The following is an 18,707-nucleotide window of genomic DNA, read 5'->3' on the forward strand; positions in this document are numbered from 1 at the left end:
ACCGGCCTCGACGGCGCGGGGCGCGAATCCCCAGGTCGCGTCGTCCGGCGCGACCTTGGACGTCGAACGCCGCGCCGGTTTCATACCGAAGGATGACGTTCACGAGACTCTTGACTGAGCCGGGCCTCAGGTTGGGTGTGGAACTCTTCCGCCATCCACCCCGCCAGTCCCAGGACGAGGCACCGAAGCGCAGTGCTGCGCCGGAGCGCGGAACGGCGGCGGGGGGTGGTCCGCACCTTTCCCCGTTAGGAGATCCGCACATGTCCGTGCTGGCTCGGCTCAGCCTGGCCAACCGGGGGCTCGTCGCGCTGCTGAGCCTGGTCGTCCTCGGTTTCGGGGTGCTGGCGCTCCCCTCGCTCAAGCAGCAGCTGTTCCCGTCCATCGAGCTGCCCGCCGCGGCCGTGGTCGCGCCCTACCCCGGCGCCTCCCCCGACCTGGTGGACAGCCAGGTCGCCGAGCCCATCGCGGCGGCGGCGCGCGGGGTCGAGGGCGTCGAGCAGGTGCTGACCCGCTCGGCGGAGAGCTCCGCGACGGTGCAGGTGATGTTCACCTACGGCACCGACCTCGACTCGGCGATCTCCCAGCTGCAGCAGGCGGTGAACCGGCTCGGCTCGCGGCTTCCCGAGGGCGTCGAGCCCACCATCGTGCAAGGCAGCACCGACGACCTGCCGGTGATCGCGCTGGCCGCGACCGCCGGTGACGACGACATCGCGATGGCGGCGAAGCTGCGCGAGCGGGTCGTGCCGGAGCTGGAGGCCATCCCCGGCGTGCGCGAGGCCACCGTCAGCGGCGAGCGCGAGCGCCAGGTGACGGTGACCGTCGACTACGCGAAGCTCGCCGCCGCGCGGCTGGAGCCGACCGCGCTCAGCGCGGCGCTGACCAGCGCGGGCATGACCATCCCGGCGGGCACCGTCACGGACGGCGACCGCTCGCTGACCGTGCAGGTCGGCGGCCCGGTGACCTCGGTCGAGCAGCTTCGCGCGGTCCGGGTCAACCAGCAGGTCACGCTCGGTGACGTGGCGACGGTGGAGTCCGCGCCGCTGCCCGCGACCTCGATCACCCGCACCGACGGCGAGCCCACGCTCGGCATCAGCCTGACCATGGGCTCGGACGGCAACGCGGTGCAGATCTCCGACGAGGTCCGCGCGAAGCTGGACGAGCTGGGCTCGGCGGTCGGCAGCACGCTGACCGTCTCGTTCGACCAGGGCCCGGCGGTCGCCAAGGCGATCAGCGGCCTGACCACGGAGGGCCTGCTGGGCCTGCTGTTCGCGGTCGTGGTGATCCTGCTGTTCCTGATGTCGCTGCGCTCGACCCTGGTGACGGCGGTGTCGATCCCGCTGTCGGTGGTCGTGGCGCTGGTGGCGCTGTGGGTGGGCGACCTGTCGCTGAACCTGCTGACGCTGGGCGCGCTGACCATCGCGATCGGCCGCGTCGTCGACGACTCGATCGTGGTGCTGGAGAACATCCAGCGGCACCTCGGGTACGGCGAGGAGAAGCAGAAGGCGGTGCTGGAGGGCACCCGCGAGGTGGCGGGCGCGGTGACCGCGTCGACGCTGACCACGGTCGCGGTGTTCCTGCCGATCGCGTTCGTGACCGGCATCGCGGGCGAGCTGTTCAGCCCGTTCGCGATCACGGTGACCGTGTCGCTGCTGGCGTCGCTGCTGGTGTCGCTGACGATCGTGCCGGTGATGGCGTTCTGGTTCCTCAAGCGCCCCGAGGCGCCGACCGACCCGGCCGAGGCCGAGGCGGCGCGCGCGGCGGCGCTGGAGAAGGAGGAGCGGAGCAGGCTCCAGCGGGCGTACGTGCCGGTGCTGCGGTTCGCGACCAAGCGGCGCGGGGTGACCGTGGCCGCGTCGGTGCTGATCTTCGTGGTGACGCTGGGCCTGGCGGGGACGCTGCAGACGAACTTCATCGGCGACACCGGTGGCGACGCGCTGCAGGGCACCCAGGAGCTGGAGCCGGGCGCGAGCCTGGCGGCGCGCGACGAGGCCGCGAAGAAGGTCGAGCAGGTGCTCGCCGACACCGACGAGGTCGAGACCTACCAGGTCACGCTGGGCGGCGGCGGGATGCTGGCCGGGTTCGGCATGGGCGGCAGCAGCACGCAGATCACCGCGACGCTGCGCGAGGGCTCGGACATGGAGGCGGTGCGCGAGCGGCTGACCGAGCGGCTCGGCGAGGTCGACGGCACCGGCAAGGTGGACTTCAGCGCGGGCGCGGCGGCCGGGTTCTCCAGCGACGGCATCGAGGTCCTGGTGACCGCGCCCGACGCGGAGCGGCTCAAGCAGGCGGCGGACGCGGTGCAGCGCGAGCTGACCGGTGCGCCGGGCGTCGGCGAGGTCGCCAACGACCTGGCGGTGAGCGCGCCGCGCGTGCAGGTGAGCGTGCGCGAGGACGCGGCTCGGGCGACCGGGCTGTCCAACCAGGTCGTCGGCCAGTTCGCGATGCAGGCGCTGCGCGGCACGCCCGCCGGTGAGCTGCCGATCGACGGGGCGACGCAGCAGATCGTGCTGCGCTCGGGCGTCGCGCCGACCGACGTGGCGGCGCTGCGCGAGCTCCAGCTGCCCGGCGGCGTGCGGCTCGGGCAGGTGGCGGACGTGTCCGTGGTGGACGGTCCGGTGCAGATCCGGCGCACGGACGGCGACCGCAGCGCGACCGTGACAGCGAAGGCGACCGGGTCCGACCTGGGCACGGTGACCACGGAGGTCACCAACCGGGTGAACGCGGTGGAGCTGCCGGAGGGCGCGGAGACGTCGATCGGCGGCGTGAGCGCGGACCAGGCCGAGACGTTCGCGGACCTGGGTCTGGCGATGCTGGCGGCGATCGCGATCGTGTTCCTGATCATGGTGGCGACGTTCCGCAGCATCGTGCAGCCGCTGATCCTGCTGGTGTCGATCCCGTTCGCGGCGACCGGCGCGATCGGCCTGCTGCTGCTGACCGGCACCCCGCTGGGGCTGCCGTCGCTGATCGGGATGCTGATGCTGGTCGGCATCGTGGTGACGAACGCGATCGTGCTGATCGACCTGGTGAACCAGTACCGGGCGGCGGGCATGGGCGTGGTCGAGGCGGTGGTCGAGGGCGGCAGGCGCAGGCTGCGGCCGATCCTGATGACCGCGGCGGCGACGATCTTCGCGCTGCTGCCGATGGCGCTGGGCATCACCGGCGAGGGCGCGTTCATCGGCAAGCCGCTGGCGATCGTGGTGATCGGCGGGCTGCTCAGCTCGACGCTGCTGACGCTGGTGCTGGTGCCCACGCTGTACACGATCGTGGAGAACCGGAAGGAGCGGCGCGCGACCAAGCGCGCGGCGAGGCGCAGCGAGGAGCCGGAGCGGGAGACCGCGTCGGTGTAGTCGCTCGACACGCAGTCCGGTGGTGCTGAAGCGCCCCCGTCACCCGAGAACCGGGTGACGGGGGCGCTTTTTGCGTTGCGGGGGATCCAATCTCACGGCTTCTTCCCGCCACTCTGCGGAAAACGAGCAGAACCGCATTTGTGCGGCACGTGGAACTCCCCCGTAACAAGGTGCTCGATCCGGCCGACAGTCACGGCACAAGCACGGGACCAAGGGGGCGGGATGTCCGAAGAGGACAAGGTCCACACGCACACGCAAAAAGTCTTCGTCAGCACGGCGCACGCCGACAGCGCAGTCGCCGACCGCCTGCACAAGGTGCTGACCGAAAACGGGTACGACGTCTACCCGAAAACCACATGTGCAGGCAACTCGATCTCCGAGTGGCACCGCGAGCAGATCAGGGGCTCCGACACCGTGCTGCTGCTGGTGCCGAGACCCGACACCGTGAACTCCCAGCTCTTCTCCGACCTGGCAGAAGCGCTGGAGGCCCAGAAGACCATCATCCCCGTGCTCGTGGACGCCCGATCCAGGACGCCAGCGGTCCTGCAAAGCCGTCAAGCGGTCAAACTCGTCAACGAGGAGGACTGGGAGAACCGTCTCCTCACGATCGTGGACAGCATAGAGAAGAAACCCCCGAACCCGGTGGACGCCAACGCGGAACTGCAGCGGATACGCACCCACGAGAACACCCTCATGAGCGAGTTCAGGACGAGCCTGGAAACGCTGGACAACACTCGTAGGAAAGACGCGGACATCCTGCTGGAGGCGAGCAAGTTCTCCTCGACCATCGCGAGCGGGCTCATAGTCGGAACGGTGCTCGGCTTCGGCCCCCTGGTGGGGATCGCTGCTGCGGGACTGGCGAGCTACGCGGTGAAGAGCGCGCTCCGCAGACGACGGCGGCGCGGGGACGTCGCCCACCGCAAGGCCGAAGGGCAGGGCGGACCGGACCTGACCGGTTCGCGGGTGACCGATGGCGAATGAGGTCAAGGCCGCGGTGCAGCTCGCCCAGGCCGAGGAGCGGCTGCGCCAAGAGGCGTTGATCGCGGACGAGAACCTGGCCCACGCCAGAGCGATGCGCAGGGTCAAGGTCGCGGCGAGCTGGACGGCCGTGCTGGTGATGCCGTTCGTGGCTTTCGCCTGCGTCTACGTCCTGACCAACTACGAGGACTTCCCCGCCCAGCTCATCACCACCGCCTCCGCGACGCTGTTCGTCGGCGTGTTCGGCGTCGCGAGCGCCGCCTACCGCTCGATGGTCGTCCGCAAAACGCCGGAGTCCCCGCTGAGACCGACGACGGAGGCCCCGACGCTCAGGTCGGCACGGTGACCAGGAGCAGTCCGCTCACAAGACCGGGTGACGCCCCTCACCGGAAGGACGTCACCCGGATCAGCACCGGTCAGAACGGCTCTACAGCGGGATGTAGACGCCGAAGTCGCGGGACGCCGTGCGGAAGTCCTGGAAGCCGATGCGGGCGCCCGCCGTGCGGGTCACGGTGCCCTTGGCGATCACGCCGCCGTCCGACGACGGGCCGTAGACCGGGCCGCCGCTGTCACCCGGTCGGGCGGCCGGGCGGCCGTTCATCTGCTCGCCCTCGACCAGGTCCTCGCGGTCGGCGTAGAAGAACAGGACCTTGATGTTGCAGACTTGAGAGCCGGTCTCGCGGGCGCTGGTCACGCCGGACTGGCACAGGTACTCGCCGACGTAGACGTCGCCCCAGCCGCGCACGACCTCGGTGCTGTTGCTGTCGCCGCCGCCGACGTACTGGCGGTTCACCACGTTCCCGGTCGGGATCAGCATGATGTCGTGATCGCCGTGGCGCGCGCCCGCGTTGCCGATGTACTCGCCGGTCGGATCGGTCACGCGCACCCCGGACTGGCCGCAGTGCGCGGCCGTGAGCAGGAAGCGGGCGTTGTCGCCGTTGCGCACCGAGAAGCCGGAGGTGCAGGCGGCGGAGTTGTTGAGCACGATCGTGGCGCCGCCCTTCCACGGCGGTGAATCGTTCTGTCTGGACACCGGCACGAGCGGTTCCTCCACGACCGTGCGCACGGGCACGTCGGCGGTCACCGCGAGCGAGCGCGCGACGACGTCGGACCGGGTGCCGAGCACCAGGCCGCTGCCGTCGGCGGGGACCTTGATGGAGTGCACGGCGGAACCCGGTCCGCGCCGCGCTTCGAGGTCCTTCGCGGCGGCGCGCAGCTCGGCCTCGGAGTGCGCGGCCCGCTCGATCTCGACGGGCGCCTTGGCGGAAGCGGCGGCGACGGCGTCGGTGATGGCGGCGGGCGGCGCGCCCTTCCACCACAGGGCGACGTGGTCGTCCTCCAGGGCGATCCCGGCGAACCCGTCGGCGTGCCCGCCCCGGTCGACCTCGGCCTTGATCACGTCGGCGGCGGCGATCAGGGGCTGCTGGGCGAGCATCCGGTCCCAGTCGCCGGGCCGGGCGTCGGCCAGCGCGGCGGGGGCGGTCCCGAGCGCGGTGGAGGCGGCCACGACGGCCACCAGCGCCAGGGCACTGCGTGCTGTCCTCACGTGCGACAACTCCTTCGAGTCGCTGGGGTGCGGGCAGCGGCGGAGCACCGACCCTATGGTCCAGACCAAAAATCTGTCACTGACAAGATCGGACAACCGACCCCTGAATCGGGTGCGGACCCCCTACCCGTGCGCCACCCCGCCGGACCACCGCTTTCCCCCGCCCCGTGTGGGAGCATCCGGGGATGGGGCGCAGCAGCGACGACGACGACCAGACCTACCGCGTGCACAACGTCGTCCGGGGCGACGTCAGCGGCCCCGTCGTGCAGGCGGGGCGGATCGACGGCGGGCTCACGCTGCACGGCGGCGGGTTGCAGCCGTCGGCGCGGCCGAAGCGGTTGGCCGAGCCCCACGAGGTGCTCGACTTACCCGACGCCGACGCCCGGCGCGCCCTGCTCGACAACCGGGACCGCACGTTCCTCGCCCGCGCCGCCGACCACGACCCCGACCGCACCGTCGAGCTGCTCGCGGGCCTGGGCGACGACCAGCGCGACTCCGTGCTGCGCCGCACCCGCGACCTCCCCGGCTGGCTCACCGAGCTGACCGCCGCGCTCGCCGACCTGGAGGCCGCCGCCCGCACCTGGGGCGACTACCTCGGCTCCCCCGTCGACCTCGCGCACCGCGAAGGCCCCTCCCCGCACGGCACCACCGGTTACGGGCTGCGGTTCCAGCGCGGTTCGGCGCTGTGGTGCTCGGACGCCGGACCGCGCGCGCTGCTGCCGGGGATGCACGCCCTGCACCGCGCCCAGGGCGGCGCGTCCGGCTGGCTCGGGTTCCCGCTCGCCGACGAGCTGAGCGTGACCTCCCCGCACCGCACCGACGGTTCCGCGCAGCGCTTCCAGGGCGGAACGGCCTACCAGTGCGGCGAGCGCGCGTTCGCGGTCCGGGACACCACGGGGGCGCTGTTCGAGCGGCACGGGTTCCCGCTCGGGTCGCCGCTGCGCGACGGGAGCGGGTGGGTGCAGGAGTTCGAGGGCGGGCAGGTCCGGCAGCAGTAGCCGGGACTGGCGCGGTCGGCCGAAGCGGACTGGACCGGGTGTCGGCTGTGGCAGCATCCCGGACATGGACGGGCAGCAGGGCGGCCACAACGCCTTCGACAACAGCAGCGCGGAGAACGTCGTCCAGGCCGGGATCGTCAACGGCGGCGTGCACGTCAACAGCGCCAGGCCACCGCTGGCGAACCTGTCCCCGCAGGCCGCAGCCAGCCAGCTGGTCACCATGAAGCCCGGTGACGCCGCCGACGCGCTCGCCGCCTCGCCCTACCGCACCGCGCTGCTCACCGTCCTCCTTGCCGACCACGAGGCCGCGGCGGTCGGGCTGCTCGCCGACATGGAGCGGGCCGTGGCGCACGACCTCGTGAACGCGCTGCCGTCACCGCCGGACTGGCTGGACGGCCTGCTCACCGCCGCCGCCGGGTTCGCCAACACGTCGCTGGGCCGGGCCAGGTCGAAGCTGCGGCGCGCCGAGACCTCCCCGCAGGGCTCGACCGGTTTCAGCCGCGACTACGAGCACGGCCGCGCCTACTGGAGCGCGAACACCCAGTTCCAGTCGGTGTCGCGCCCCTTCCTCGACGTCCACGACCGCAGGCGGGGCACGGCGGGACCGCTCGGCTTCCCCACCCGCGATCCCCTCTGGGCCTACACCGAGGACAACGCGGACGGTCTGCTGCTCCAGCGGTTCGAGGGCGGCGTGATCTACGAGAGCACCCCGCCGCTGGTGGTCCGCGACCCGGACGGGGCGCTGTTCGAGCGGTTCGGCTTCCCCACCGGCGAGGAGACCGGGCTCGGCACGTTCTTCGACGACGTCAAGGGCACGTTCCAGCCGTTCGAGCGCGGCACCGCCTACTGGGTCGACAACGTGGCCCTGGTGCGCGAGGGCGGGTCCAGCGTGCTGTTCGGGGTCCGCAAGCCCTAGCCCCGCCCCAGCGCCCCCACCACCGCCTCCAGCGCCATCTCCAGGCGCGGCGCGGAGTCGGCGGGCACGCACCCGGTGCTCACCGTGAGCGTGAGCCCGCGCGCGCCGTTCAGGTTGTAGGTCACCCCGGACTCCCCGTCCGGGTCCCGGCCGTACCCGCGATCCGGGTCCAGCCCGGCGGCGGCGCGCAGCGCGGTCCGCACGGCCTCGGCGTCCGCGTCGGCCATCCCCCGGTCCTCGACGGTCGTGCTCACCCGCACCCAGTGCGGGCTCGGCCCCAGGATGACGCTGTTGACCCGCCCGCACCGCTCCCGCTCCACCACGTGCGGCAGCTCCACCCCGGCCGGTTCGGCGAAGGTCGCGACGCGCTGCAGCGCGGTGACCGCCCGCTCCGGGTCGTAGGTGCGGCTCTGCAACCGGTCCAGGTCCGCCAACTGCGCACCCAGGTAGAGCACGGCCATCCCCCAGGTCACCACGAACGCCCCGAGCAGCCCGCCGGGGACGCCGAGCCTGGGCGTGTGGTCGCGGGCCGGGAGCGCGTCGTCCACCCCGTAGTCGAACTCCAGGTCGGGCCGGGCCCGGCGCAGCAGGTCGGTGAACTCGCCGTGCCGCTCGGCGTCCTTCCAGCGCAACCGGCGCCTGCGCCCGTCGGCGGTGCTGATCTCCACGACCTCGCGCTCCATGCTCTGCGGGCTCTTGGCCAGCACGAGCAGCCCACCGACCACGGAGACCGGGAACAGCAGCGCGAGCCAGAACGGCTTGGCCGACGACGGCCCGTAGCGGACCCCGGTGATCGCCGCGTAGGGGACGCGGTGGCGGCCGACGACGAGCGCGTCGGGCTCGAAGCGGGCGGTGAACGACCAGCGGGCGCCCAGCCACCCGCACAGCACCGCCACCAGCACGTCCAGCGCGGTGATCACCCGGTAGACCGACCGCTCCGGGGTCTCCGGGATCGCCGCGCCGTGCCACAGCGCGGCGGCCAGCGCGGCGAGCGCGACCGCCCAGAGCACGAGCGGGGCCGTCGTCAGCGGGATGCGCGTCGTGCTGCTCATGCCGGGTGGACGACACCCGCTCGCGGCCGGTTCCGGGGCGCCCGCCTTGTTGGCCGGTTGTTCACCCCTCGAACGGTGGGGTGTCACCCCACCCGGTGAAGCGCCCCGATCAGCTGATCGGGGGTGATCGCGGCGGGCCGGTCGCTGACCTGGCCGTCCCCCAGCTCGACCACCCGCCAGCCGCCGTCCTCGGCCAGCACCAGGTCGACGGTCGCGAACCGCAGGTCGACCGCGCGCACCAGCGGGGCGAGCGCGGTCAGGTCGGGGGTGCCGGGCAGCTCGTCGGGGGTGTCCGGGTGCGGGCCGAGCAGGACGCACTCGCCGTCCACCCACCAGGTGCGGACCTCGCCGCGCCGCCACCGCTCGAACTCGCGCAGCACGAACCCGCCGACGCAGTCCGCGCCGCGCAGCTCCCGGAACCGCAGCGCCACCCGCCACGCCGCGTCACCGTCCGCCACGTCCGGGATGAACGCCGCCTCGTCCCAGTGGTGCTTGAGCGACTTGGTGTAGTCGCGCAGCACGGCCGGTCCGCTCCCCAGCTCCGCGCGCGCCCGGTCGAAGTCGGTCCGGTCGTACCCTGCGGTCCACGCCGAGCGCGGGGTCAGCGGCGCGAGGTGGTCGTGCCACCCTGGAAGCTCGTGCGCCCTGCGGTAGCGCGACGGGTCGGTGCGCAGCGCCGCGCCCCGCTCCGCCAGCGCCCGCGCGAGGTCCGCGTAGTGGCTGCCGCGCACCATCCACCCCCGGTAGACGACGTCCTCGCCCTCCGGGACGCGGGCGACGGCGCGCGCCGGGTCGGTCGGCAGCGCGTCGTGGTCCAGGAGCGCGACGGTGATCCCGAGGTCGCGGGCGGCGGCGGCCTCGGCGGCGAAGTGCTCGTCCGGGCGACGGGGGCGCAGCGGGTCCGAGGGCACCAGCAGGATCATGGCGACAGTCTGCCCACCGGGCTGATCCGGTCGTTGCGCAGGTGCTGGTAGACGACCGAGGTGCGCACGTCGGCGACTTCGGCCCGTTCGGTGAGCTTGTCCACCACGAACTGGTAGAGGTGGTCGTTGTCGGGCACGGCGACGTGCAGCAGGAAGTCCTCCGAGCCCGACGTGACGAACACGCCCAGGGTGTCCGGCTGGGCGATGGCCCAGGCGCGGAACTCCTCGATGACGCGGCGCGCGGGCGGCCGGACGCGGACCGCGATCAGCGCCTGCACGGGTCGCCCGATCGCCGGGAGGTCGACGTCCAGGATCGCGCCCTTGATCACGCCGCGCTCGCGGAGGGCGCGGGTGCGGTCGAGCGCGGTGGTGGGGGCGACGCCGACGGCGGCGGCCACGTCCCGGTTGCTGCGCCGTGCGTCGACCTGCAATTCGCGCAGGATGTTCGTATCAAGTTCGTCCACGGCGGCCTCCACGGGCGTTCTGCCGAATTATCAACGGATGACTGGGCTTGCTTCCGAGCATGTGCATACCATCGTGGCACAAGTTCGCACGTTGCACGGAGGAAGTCAGCCATGAGCACCGAGTCCCCGCAGTCCCCGGTCGGGTTCGCCCCCGACGAGATCGACACCTCGGCCTCCACCCGGTCGGCGCGCCTGAAGTGGGTCGTCGTGGTGGACGAGGCGCTGCCCGCCGGGCGGGCGGTCAACGCGGCGGTGTGCGTGGCGGCGGCGACCGGCGAGGCCGTTCCCGGACTGCTGGGGCCGGACGCGGTGGACGGGTCCGGGTCGGCGCACCCCGGCCTGCCGTGGGCGGGCTGCACGGTGCTGGCCGCGTCCGGCGAGCAGCTGGCCGAGCTGCGGGCCAAGGCGGCGGGCTCGTTGGGCGTGCACGTGGTGGACATGCCCGTGGCCGCGCAGGAGACCAGGGTGTACGACGAGTACCTGGAGAAGGTGGCGGCGAGCGAGGCCGTGCCCTACCTCGCGGTGAGCCTGATCGGGCCGCGCAACCGGGTCGACAAGCTGGTGAAGCGGCTGTCCCTGCTGCCGTGACCCCACCGCCCCCTGCGACCGCTCGGCGGGCGCTCCGGACCCCGGCTTGTCGGGGGTTGGGCCTAGCATCGCTGGTTCAACGGGAGTCGGGCGGGGCGGAGGGGTCGTGGTGGGGCGGGACACGTCGGTCGCCGGGGTGGTGCAGGCCCGCTGGGGCGTGCGCCCGGAACCCGCGATCGCCCGCTACGCCGAACCGGGCTGGCAGCTGTCGCCGCTGCCGGTCGAGAAGTCCTGCCCGACCTGCGGCGGGGAGCTGCACGGGCTGTACCGGGCGCACCCGAGCGGCGGGAAGCAGCAGCTGCAGGCGGCCGTGGCGTGTCCGGGGTGCCCGGCGACGTTCACGCTGCGCGAGCTGAAGCTGGCGCAGCGGGCGGTGGTCGGGGAGCTGAAGCCGGAGGCCGTGGCGCGGCGGATGGCGGAGGACGCGCAGCTGGCGTCGCTGGCGCTGGAGGTGGACGAGCGGCCGGTGGAGCCGGTCGAGCCGGAGCGGCCGAGGTTCGTGCGCGCGGCGGACGCGCCGGAGCTGCCGGGCCCGTGGGACGTGGAGCCCGCGAACCCGTGGGCGGACGAGCCGCCGGAGCGGGAGCCGGAACCGCGCGGGTTCGCGCCCCGGCGGACGGTCGAGCCGCCGCCGGAACCCGAGTACCCGCTGGACCTCGGCTACCCGGTCGAGCGCCCCGCGCCGCGCGAGGAGCCCCCGCGCGCCGCGCCGACGCCCGAGCCGAAGCCGCGCTACACACGTCCCAGCCAGCGCGCGGGAGCCGAGCAGGACACCCCGGTGGCGCGCCCGCGCACCCGGCGACCGCTGAAGTTCGAGCGCAAGAGCAGGCTCCGGCCGGACGACTTCGCGCGGCCTGCGGGGGACGCGCCCGCAGCTGGGAGCACGCCTGCGGAGCGGGCCGACGCCAACCCCTTCGCGGAAGCGGCACCCGCAGGACGGGCATCTGTCGAGCAGGCGTTCGGCGGACAAGACCCCGCCGGGCAAGACTCCGCCGAGCAGGCGCGCGCCGAGCGAGGGCACGCCGAGCAGGCGCACGCCGGACCAACGCCTGCTGAACCAACGCCCGTCAACCCCACGCCCGTCGACCCCGTGCTTGCCGAGCAGGCGCCCACCGAACCGGGGTGGGGTGGGCGAACGCGCCCCGAAACCGCCCTGGTCGAGCCCTCGCAGCGCGAGGACGTCGAGGAGAGCGCTCCCACACCCCTCGCGTCCGACACCGCCGAGCCCTCCGCCCGGACCAGCCCAGCCGACCCCGCCCGGCATCCCGGCCCGGCCGACCCCGCCCGGCGCCCCGCCCCGGTCGTGCCCACCACCAGGCCCGAGCCCGTCGAGCCGTCCCCGCACCCCACCCCCTCCGGCCCGGTCCTCGGCCCCCAACCCGCGCCCGCCCGCCGCACCGCCACCGCCGTCGTCGCCGCGCGCATCCGCGCGATCCTGGCCACCACCCCGGTCCCCACCGCCGCCGCCGAGGAGTTCCCCGCCCTCCCCCACCACCTCCTCGCCGACGCGGGCACCGTCCCGGTGTGGTGGTGCAAGACCACCGACCCCACCCTCAAGCCCCCGCCCGCCCCACCCGGCGCGGACCTGCGGGTGCTGCTGCCCGCGCACCCCGACTTCGCCGACCTGCGCACCCTCCTCCAGTCCGAGGGCGTCCCGTTCCGGGAGCTGCCGCACTGGTTGGAGCAGGAGACCGTCACCTCCCTGGACGCCCCGCTGCGCGCCACCGCGCACCTGTCCGAGGTCGGCGGCGTGGTGGCGGAGGCGTGCGAGCCGGTCGCCGAGGACGCCGCGCTCGCCGCGCGCCTGGCGTTCCAGGTGGTCTGGGACCTGCACGAGCCGCCCGGCCCGACCCCGCCGCCCGCCCCGACCGCCGACCTGGTGCCCGAGCACTGGCTGCCCTACCTGCCGTTCCCGGTGCTCAACCCGGCGCAGGCCCAGGCCGCGCCCGCGATCGTGGGCTCCGACGAGCACCTGCTGGTCACCGCCCCCACCGGCGCGGGCAAGACCACCATCGGGATGCTCGCCGTCCTGAAGGCGATCCTGGACGAGGGCCGCAAGGCCGCCTGGCTGGTGCCGCAGCGCTCCCTCACCGACGAGCTGGACCGCGAGCTGCGGGCGTGGCGCGGGCAGGGCCTGCGGGTGGAGCGGCTGTCGGGCGAGCACGCGGTGGACGTGGAGCGGGTGCGCGCGGCGGACCTGTGGGTGGCCACGACGGAGAAGTTCGAGGCGGTGTGCCGGGCCGCGTCGTTGCAGGCGGCGCTGGGCGAGGTGGGCTGCCTGGTGGTGGACGAGATCCACCTGCTCGGCAGCCCCGGCCGGGGCGCGCTGCTGGAGGCGCTGCTGGCGCGGGTGCGCGGCGCGGACTCGCCGGTGCGGATCGTCGGGCTGTCCGCGACGGTCACCAACGCCGCCGAGGTCGCCGAGTGGTTGCAGGCCCGCATGGTGGCGACCGCGTGGCGGCCGTCGAAGGTGACCTGGCAGCTGCCGACCGTGCCCGCGACGTCCGGGTTCGCGGCGGCGTCGCGGGTGCGCGAGCAGGTCGCGGTGGACCTGGTCGGGCGGCACACCGCCGACGGCGGCAGCGTGCTGGTGTTCTGCGGGTCCAAGCGGAACGTGCTGTCCACGGCGATGGCGGTCGCCGCCGAGCGCGGGGCCGAGCTGCCCGCGCCGGACGACCTGGACGCGCTGGAGGCGGCGTGCGCGGCGGTCGGGGTGCGGATGCACTACTCGGACTACGAGCACAAGCACGCGGCCGAGCGGGCGTTCCGGGCGCGCGAGTCGGACGTGCTGGTGGCGACGTCGACGGTGGCGGCCGGGGTGAACCTGCCCGCCCGCGCGGTGGTGGTGCGGGACAGCTCGATCGGCGGCGAGCCGATGGACACCTCCACGGTGCTCCAGATGTTCGGCCGGGCCGGGCGGATCGGGGCCGGGGAGACCGAGGGCTGGTCGTACCTGGTGGTGGACGAGTCGCAGCGCGCGGCGTGGCAGGCGCGGCTGGTGGCCGGGTACTCGGTGTACTCGCGCATCCGGGAGAGCCTGGCCGACCACGTGCTCGCCGAGGTGCTCCAGGGGCGGGTGACGACGGAGGCGGACGCGCGGGCGTGGTGGGTGCAGACGCTCGCGCACGCGCAGGGCGACGACGACGAGTCGGTCGTGGTGGAGGCGGTGGGTTTCCTGGTGGAGCAGGGCTACCTGACCCGCTCCGGGGACGCGCTGGCCACGACCGAGCTGGGGCGGTTGACCGCGCGGATGATGGTGCCCACGAGCACCGGGCAGCGGCTGCGGTCGGCGCTGGCGCTGCTGCCGGTGCCGACCGACGCGGACGACGCCGAGGACGCGCTGGGCCTGGTGCTGTCGGTGGCGGTGCCGGAGCTGGCCGGGGTGGCGGTGCCGGAGCGGGTGCGGCCCGCGGTGGCGACGGCGGTGAAGGCGCGCGGGGTGACCTCGCGGCTCACCGGGGCGACGTCGGTGCGCGGCCTCGGCTCCTCGGCGACGACCGCGCCCGGTGACCTGGCGTGGGCGGCGCTGCTGCTGGTGGCGCGCTCGCCCTCGGCGTTCGCGGGGGCGCGGCGGGCGGTGGCGGGCATCCCGCTGTCGACGCTGCACCAGGTGCTGGAGCAGGCCCCGCGCTACCTGTCGTGGCTGGCCGCGCAGGGGGTGCACGGGACGGTGCACCCGTGGATCGCGGTGGTGGCGGCGGACCTGGACCAGCGGGTGCGCTGGCGGGCGCTGGGGCCTGGGCGCGGGGCGGGGCGGTTGCTGTGGCTGTGCGAGCGGATGGCGACCAGGCAGCGGGCGCGCGAGCTGGTGCCGGGGCTGTGGCGATCGGCGACGGCGCGCGGGGTGCGCTCCCCGGACTGGCGCGCGGGCCGTCCACCGGCCGGGTGCGAGCTGGACCGGGTGGGGTACACGGCGCTGCTGCGCGAGCGGGTGACCGGGGCGGAGCTGGTCGACGGGCCGGAGGCGGCGCGGGTGGCGTGCACGGCGGGGGCGGTGGCGATCACCTGGCGCGGCGGGGAGACCGGGCCGCCGGTGCTCACGGGCGGGACGCGCGAGCTGGCGTACCCGGAGCCGGTTGGGAGCGGCGAGGCCGGGGGTGGGGCGGCGAGCGGCGGGACCGGGGTTGGAGCGGCGAACGGCGAGGCCGGGGCTGGGGCGGCGAGCGGTGGGGCCGGGGTTGGGGCGGCGGTCGGGGTGGCGGTGTTCACCCGGCGCGGCGACTACCGGGCGACCGGGTGGTTGGCGGCGTACGACGCGCTGGCGGCCGGGGAGGAGGCGCCCGCGCCGGAACCTACGCCCCGGCGGCGGGGGCTGGGCATGGTGTGACGGCGGGGGTGAGCGGCGCGCGGTCGCGCGGGTGACCGGTGGGGGCGCGGACCTCGGGCAGTGGCGCGTGGTCGGCAGGAAACACCGGGCGGCCTCAGGCAGCGGCACGCGGGCGGCCGGAAACGCCAGGTGGCTTCGGGCAGGGGCGCGCGTTCGGGCGGGGACGCCGGGGGCCTCGGGCAGCGGCGCAGCCAGCCAGGAACGCCGGGTGGTGTGCGCGCGGGTGCCCCAGCAGTGGTGCGCGCGGGTGCCCTGGTGGCGGTGCGCGGGCCTGTCGGCAGCGGTGCCGGGCGTTCCCGCAGCGGCGGGTGCGGGTTCTCCGGCGGTGGCGCGGGTGTTCCGGCGGCGGTGCGCGGGGTCTGGCCGCGTGGGCGCGTGATCTGGCGGCGTGGGCGCGCGGGTGTTCCGGCGACGGTGCCGGGGGTGCGTGCCGCGCTGGTGCGACGGGGCTCCTCGGTGGGCGGCCCGTCCGGGCTCCGGCGGCTCGGTGGTTCCCGGCCGCTCGCCCTGCGCTGCTCGCCTTGCGCACTGGTCCTGCGCACCGGGCCTGCGCCGCGCTGCGGCGATCACCGTCCCGCGCTGCCCGGTTCCTGTGCTGCTCGGTCCTGCGCCACTCGTCCTGCGCCGCTCGGGCGCCCACCCGTCGAGCGCTGCCCGCCGTCGGAAGTCGTCGCGGGTCGTCGGTCTCGGCGTGGCGCGGTTCGGCGCGGCGAGGGCCGCCGCCCTCCCGGTTCGCGGGGGCGGCGGTGCGGGGTCCACCCGCTGAGCGGAACGGACCGCTCGGCTCCGGGGTGTCCCGAGGTGTCCGGGTCCGGGCCGGTCGTCGGGCCCGGATCAGCCGTTGCGGTGGTGGGACAGCACCTGGCCGAGCAACCGCACCAACTCCTCCCGCTCCTCGGGCGCCAGCGGCGCGAGTAACTCGTCCTGCACCTTGGCGAGCCGCCGCTCCTGCCTGCGCAGCTGCCTGCGGCCCGCCGTGGTGAGGGTGATGGTGTTGCGGCGCCGGTCGGTCGGGTCGGGGTCGCGGTGCACGAGACCGCGCTCGGCCAGCTCGTTGATGGCCGCCACCACGTCGCTGAGGTGGATGCCGCTGGTCCGCCCGAGGGTGGCCTGGCTGACCGGCCCGGTCTGCTCCAGGGTCGCCAGCACCCGGTAGTGGTGCCCGCGCGCGTCCACGGCGGCGAGCCCGTCGGCCACCAGGCGGTGCGCGTGCAGCGCGGCCTGCGTGATCAGCCAGGTCGGGTGTGCGGCCCACTTGGCCGCTGGATCGTGGGGGCGCGTCATCATGTTGATCACCATAGCGACGCGCCGCACTCCTTCCCGGTATTCGGAAACCCCTAGCGCACCGGGGACTACGGCATTGCGCCGACGTCGGTGCGGGGTCGCCCGGCGCGGCGCGGGCGGGCGAGCAGGAGCAGCGCCAACCCGGTCACGGCCATGACCGCGCCGATCGCGAACGCGGTCCGGTAGCCGTTCGCCTGGGCCAGCGCGAGCAGCGGCCCGGACAGCATCGAGCCCGCCTTGCCGGTGTTGGTGAACAGGGTCGTGGCGCGGCCGGGGAAGTCCGGGTCCAGGTCCTGGAAGTAGGAGATGCCGATGCCCTGCAGCGCCGAGATGGCCAGCGCGTGCAGCAGCTGGGCGGCGATCACGTGCCACACCTCGCCGCTGACCAGCATGACCGCGTGGTACGACAGCGCGAGCACCGCGCCCGCCAGCACCAGCAACCGGTTGTCGATCTTGGCGGCGACGAAGCCGAGCCACAGCATCATCGGGATCTCCAGCGCCGCGCACACGCCCATCGCGACGCCGGCGTTGCCCGCCGTGCCGCCGAGGTCGTCCACGACGAACAGCGGCAGCACCGCGACGCTCAGCGCCGTCGTGCCCTGGAGCAGCACGAACGCCACGGCGGTCAGCGACAGCTCGCCGCGCGCCCGCGACGGGACCGCGACCGAGTCGGGCATCAGCACGACCGGTTCGGGCTTGGGCAGCGCGGGCAGCCGGTACCAGGCGGCCAGGGCCGCGAGCGCGTACATGACGGCCGCGCCCGCGAACACCCAGGTGAAGCTGGAGCGCTCCACGAAGATGGCGGCCAGCGGCGGGGCGATCGCCCAGGACAGCGACAGCAGGGTGCGCAGGGCGCTGGTCGCGAGCGGCCCGCGCGAGGAGCCGCTGGCGGACAGCGACTGGCGGGCGTAGGCGAAGCTCTGCGGGACCATGATGCTGCTCAGCGCGGCCAGGGTGACCGAGACCAGCAGGAGCAGCAGGTACTCGCGGGAGAGCGCGAACACGACGTACGCGGCGGTGCCGCTGAGCGAGCCGACGATCAGGAGCTGCTTGCGCACCGCGCGGCGGTCGGAGAACCGGCCGACGGCGGTGCTGACGGCGAGCGCGGCGAGCGCGCTGACGAGCATGAACGACCCGACCTGGAACGGGTTCGCGCCGAGCTCCTTGATCAGGAACAGGGAGAGCAGGGGCCCGACCAGCGCGTAACCGGCGCCGCCGAGGACCACCACGGTCGCCAGGGGGAGGAGCTGCTGCTTCAGGGAGGTGGGAGGTGTTCGGGGGGTCGTGATTACCACGGTGACCATGGTCTTCCCCGGCCCCCGTCCGGCGAAATGTGTTTTTCACCCCCGTGCCCCCGATCGGGCGCGGGATGATGCGGGGATGCGCTCTGCGGTGGTGACCGGTGCGGCGGGCGGGCTGGGCGAGCGGATCGCCGCGCGCCTCGCCGGGCGCGGGTACGCGGTGGTGGTGGCGGACGTGGACGAGGTGGGCGCGCGGGCGGTCGCGAGGGCGGTCGGGCGGGGTGCGCGGGCCGTTGAGCTGGACGTCGGCGATCCGGGGGCGTGCGAGCGGGTCGCGGCGGGCGCGCCGGACCTGGCGGTCTGGGTGAACGGCGCGGGGCTGCTGAGCGCGGGGCCGGCGTGGGAGGAGCCGTGGGCGCGGCGGCGGGCGCTGCTGTCGGTCAACGCCGAGGGAGTGGTGAACGGCACGTTGGCCGCGCTGGGGGTGATGGGCGACGACGGGCACGTGGTGAACGTGGTGTCGCTGGCCGGTCTGGTCGCGGCGCCCGGCGAGGCGCTGTACTCGGCGAGCAAGCACGCGGCGCTGGCGTTCAGCGTGGGCGTGCAGCACGACCTGCGGCTGGCCGGTCGGGGCGCGCGGGTGAGCGCGCTGTGCCCGGACGGGATGTGGACGCCGATGCTGTTCGACCGGGCGTCGGACCCGCGCGCGGCGGCGTCCTGGTTCGGGACGCTGCTGCACCCGGACGAGGTGGCGGACGCGGCGGTGGGGCTGCTGGACCGGCCGAGGCCGGTGCTGGCGGTGCCGAGGTGGCGGGGGCCGCTGGTGCGGCTGCTCGCGGCGTTCCCAGGGCTGGGGATGCGCGCGTCGGGGCCGATCATGGCGGTGGCGCGGCGCAAGCAGCGCAGGTTCGCGAAGCGGGTGCTGTAGCGGCGGGGCGGTGGCGCGCCCCGCCGCCGGGCGGTCGGCTCCCGGTGATCACCGCGAGCCGACCGGCGCGAGCAGATCGGCGCGAGCAGATCGGCGCGAGCAGATCGGCGCGAGC

Annotated in this window: 14 protein-coding genes; 8 read left to right on the plus strand and 6 right to left on the minus strand. The window is 74.5% G+C overall.

Annotation, left to right across the window (positions count from 1 at the left end):
- Positions 1-260: 260 nt before the first annotated feature.
- The 3 genes from LV78_RS02060 to LV78_RS02070 all read left to right on the plus strand — a co-directional run bounded on the left by LV78_RS02060 (position 261) and on the right by LV78_RS02070 (position 4,671).
- Complete coding sequence (locus LV78_RS02060) at positions 261-3,347, plus strand: efflux RND transporter permease subunit (protein WP_253842881.1); 3,087 nt, start codon at positions 261-263, stop codon at positions 3,345-3,347.
- Between the two features lie 222 nt (positions 3,348-3,569).
- Positions 3,570-4,328 carry a toll/interleukin-1 receptor domain-containing protein gene (locus LV78_RS02065; RefSeq protein WP_253842883.1) on the plus strand — a complete coding sequence of 253 codons (759 nt, stop codon included), beginning with the start codon at positions 3,570-3,572 and terminating at the stop codon, positions 4,326-4,328.
- The gene (locus tag LV78_RS02070) at positions 4,318-4,671 is read left to right on the plus strand and encodes a hypothetical protein (RefSeq protein ID WP_253842884.1); all 354 of its coding nucleotides are present in this window, start codon (positions 4,318-4,320) and stop codon (positions 4,669-4,671) included. The genes LV78_RS02065 and LV78_RS02070 overlap by 11 nt, the downstream gene beginning before the upstream one ends.
- Positions 4,672-4,752: 81 nt before the next feature.
- Here LV78_RS02070 and LV78_RS02075 read toward each other — a convergent pair whose 3' ends face one another.
- A complete protein-coding gene (locus LV78_RS02075; protein WP_253842887.1) occupies positions 4,753-5,871 on the minus strand; it encodes a chymotrypsin family serine protease in 1,119 nt (372 codons plus the stop codon).
- A 185-nt stretch (positions 5,872-6,056) separates the two neighbouring features.
- Between LV78_RS02075 and LV78_RS02080 the strand changes: the two genes are divergently transcribed.
- Both LV78_RS02080 and LV78_RS02085 read left to right on the plus strand, forming a co-directional pair.
- The gene (locus LV78_RS02080) at positions 6,057-6,869 is read left to right on the plus strand and encodes an LGFP repeat-containing protein (RefSeq protein WP_253842888.1); all 813 of its coding nucleotides are present in this window, start codon (positions 6,057-6,059) and stop codon (positions 6,867-6,869) included.
- A 64-nt stretch (positions 6,870-6,933) separates the two neighbouring features.
- Positions 6,934-7,785: an LGFP repeat-containing protein gene (locus tag LV78_RS02085; RefSeq protein WP_253842890.1), complete on the plus strand. Its 852-nt coding sequence runs from the start codon at positions 6,934-6,936 to the stop codon at positions 7,783-7,785.
- Here LV78_RS02085 and LV78_RS02090 read toward each other — a convergent pair.
- The 3 genes from LV78_RS02090 to LV78_RS02100 all read right to left on the minus strand — a co-directional run bounded on the left by LV78_RS02090 (position 7,782) and on the right by LV78_RS02100 (position 10,224).
- The gene (locus tag LV78_RS02090; protein ID WP_253842891.1) at positions 7,782-8,837 is read right to left on the minus strand and encodes a hypothetical protein; all 1,056 of its coding nucleotides are present in this window, start codon (positions 8,835-8,837) and stop codon (positions 7,782-7,784) included. The genes LV78_RS02085 and LV78_RS02090 overlap by 4 nt on opposite strands.
- A gap of 83 nt (positions 8,838-8,920) precedes the next feature.
- On the minus strand, positions 8,921-9,760 hold the full coding sequence (locus LV78_RS02095; protein ID WP_253842893.1) for an ATP-grasp domain-containing protein: 840 nt from the start codon (positions 9,758-9,760) through the stop codon (positions 8,921-8,923).
- Entirely contained in the window at positions 9,757-10,224 is a 468-nt protein-coding gene (locus LV78_RS02100) for an Lrp/AsnC family transcriptional regulator (RefSeq protein ID WP_253842895.1), read from the minus strand. Before LV78_RS02100 ends, LV78_RS02095 begins: the two co-directional genes overlap by 4 nt.
- A 111-nt stretch (positions 10,225-10,335) precedes the next feature.
- Between LV78_RS02100 and LV78_RS02105 the strand changes: the two genes are divergently transcribed.
- Together LV78_RS02105 and LV78_RS02110 are read left to right on the plus strand one after the other, a co-directional pair.
- Entirely contained in the window at positions 10,336-10,812 is a 477-nt protein-coding gene (locus tag LV78_RS02105) for a DUF2000 domain-containing protein (RefSeq protein WP_253842896.1), read from the plus strand.
- A 106-nt stretch (positions 10,813-10,918) separates the two neighbouring features.
- Entirely contained in the window at positions 10,919-15,139 is a 4,221-nt protein-coding gene (locus LV78_RS02110; protein WP_253842898.1) for a DEAD/DEAH box helicase, read from the plus strand.
- An 834-nt stretch (positions 15,140-15,973) separates the two neighbouring features.
- Here the strand turns inward: LV78_RS02110 and LV78_RS02115 are convergent.
- Positions 15,974-16,426: a MarR family winged helix-turn-helix transcriptional regulator gene (locus tag LV78_RS02115; RefSeq protein WP_041837700.1), complete on the minus strand. Its 453-nt coding sequence runs from the start codon at positions 16,424-16,426 to the stop codon at positions 15,974-15,976.
- 65 nt (positions 16,427-16,491) lie between these two features.
- On the minus strand, positions 16,492-17,727 hold the full coding sequence (locus LV78_RS02120; RefSeq protein WP_253842900.1) for a sugar efflux transporter: 1,236 nt from the start codon (positions 17,725-17,727) through the stop codon (positions 16,492-16,494).
- 76 nt (positions 17,728-17,803) lie between these two features.
- Between LV78_RS02120 and LV78_RS02125 the strand changes: the two genes are divergently transcribed.
- Positions 17,804-18,592 carry an SDR family NAD(P)-dependent oxidoreductase gene (locus LV78_RS02125; protein WP_253842902.1) on the plus strand — a complete coding sequence of 263 codons (789 nt, stop codon included), beginning with the start codon at positions 17,804-17,806 and terminating at the stop codon, positions 18,590-18,592.
- The last annotated feature ends 115 nt before the right edge of the window (positions 18,593-18,707 follow it).

It is taken from the genome of Actinosynnema pretiosum (genome assembly GCF_024171695.1).
Taxonomy (GTDB): Bacteria; Actinomycetota; Actinomycetes; order Mycobacteriales; family Pseudonocardiaceae; genus Actinosynnema; species Actinosynnema pretiosum.

What these genes read in the sequence shown, in the direction of transcription:
- LV78_RS02060 (WP_253842881.1), top strand. Translation starts at nt 261, where the DNA reads ATGTCCGTGCTGGCTCGGCTCAGCCTGGCCAACCGGGGGCTCGTCGCG.
- LV78_RS02065 (WP_253842883.1), top strand. Translation starts at nt 3,570, where the DNA reads ATGTCCGAAGAGGACAAGGTCCACACGCACACGCAAAAAGTCTTCGTC.
- LV78_RS02070 (WP_253842884.1), top strand. Translation starts at nt 4,318, where the DNA reads ATGGCGAATGAGGTCAAGGCCGCGGTGCAGCTCGCCCAGGCCGAGGAG.
- LV78_RS02080 (WP_253842888.1), top strand. Translation starts at nt 6,057, where the DNA reads ATGGGGCGCAGCAGCGACGACGACGACCAGACCTACCGCGTGCACAAC.
- LV78_RS02085 (WP_253842890.1), top strand. Translation starts at nt 6,934, where the DNA reads ATGGACGGGCAGCAGGGCGGCCACAACGCCTTCGACAACAGCAGCGCG.
- LV78_RS02090 (WP_253842891.1), bottom strand. Translation starts at nt 8,837, where the DNA reads ATGAGCAGCACGACGCGCATCCCGCTGACGACGGCCCCGCTCGTGCTC.
- LV78_RS02095 (WP_253842893.1), bottom strand. Translation starts at nt 9,760, where the DNA reads ATGATCCTGCTGGTGCCCTCGGACCCGCTGCGCCCCCGTCGCCCGGAC.
- LV78_RS02105 (WP_253842896.1), top strand. Translation starts at nt 10,336, where the DNA reads ATGAGCACCGAGTCCCCGCAGTCCCCGGTCGGGTTCGCCCCCGACGAG.
- LV78_RS02115 (WP_041837700.1), bottom strand. Translation starts at nt 16,426, where the DNA reads ATGATGACGCGCCCCCACGATCCAGCGGCCAAGTGGGCCGCACACCCG.
- LV78_RS02120 (WP_253842900.1), bottom strand. Translation starts at nt 17,727, where the DNA reads ATGGTCACCGTGGTAATCACGACCCCCCGAACACCTCCCACCTCCCTG.
- LV78_RS02125 (WP_253842902.1), top strand. Translation starts at nt 17,804, where the DNA reads ATGCGCTCTGCGGTGGTGACCGGTGCGGCGGGCGGGCTGGGCGAGCGG.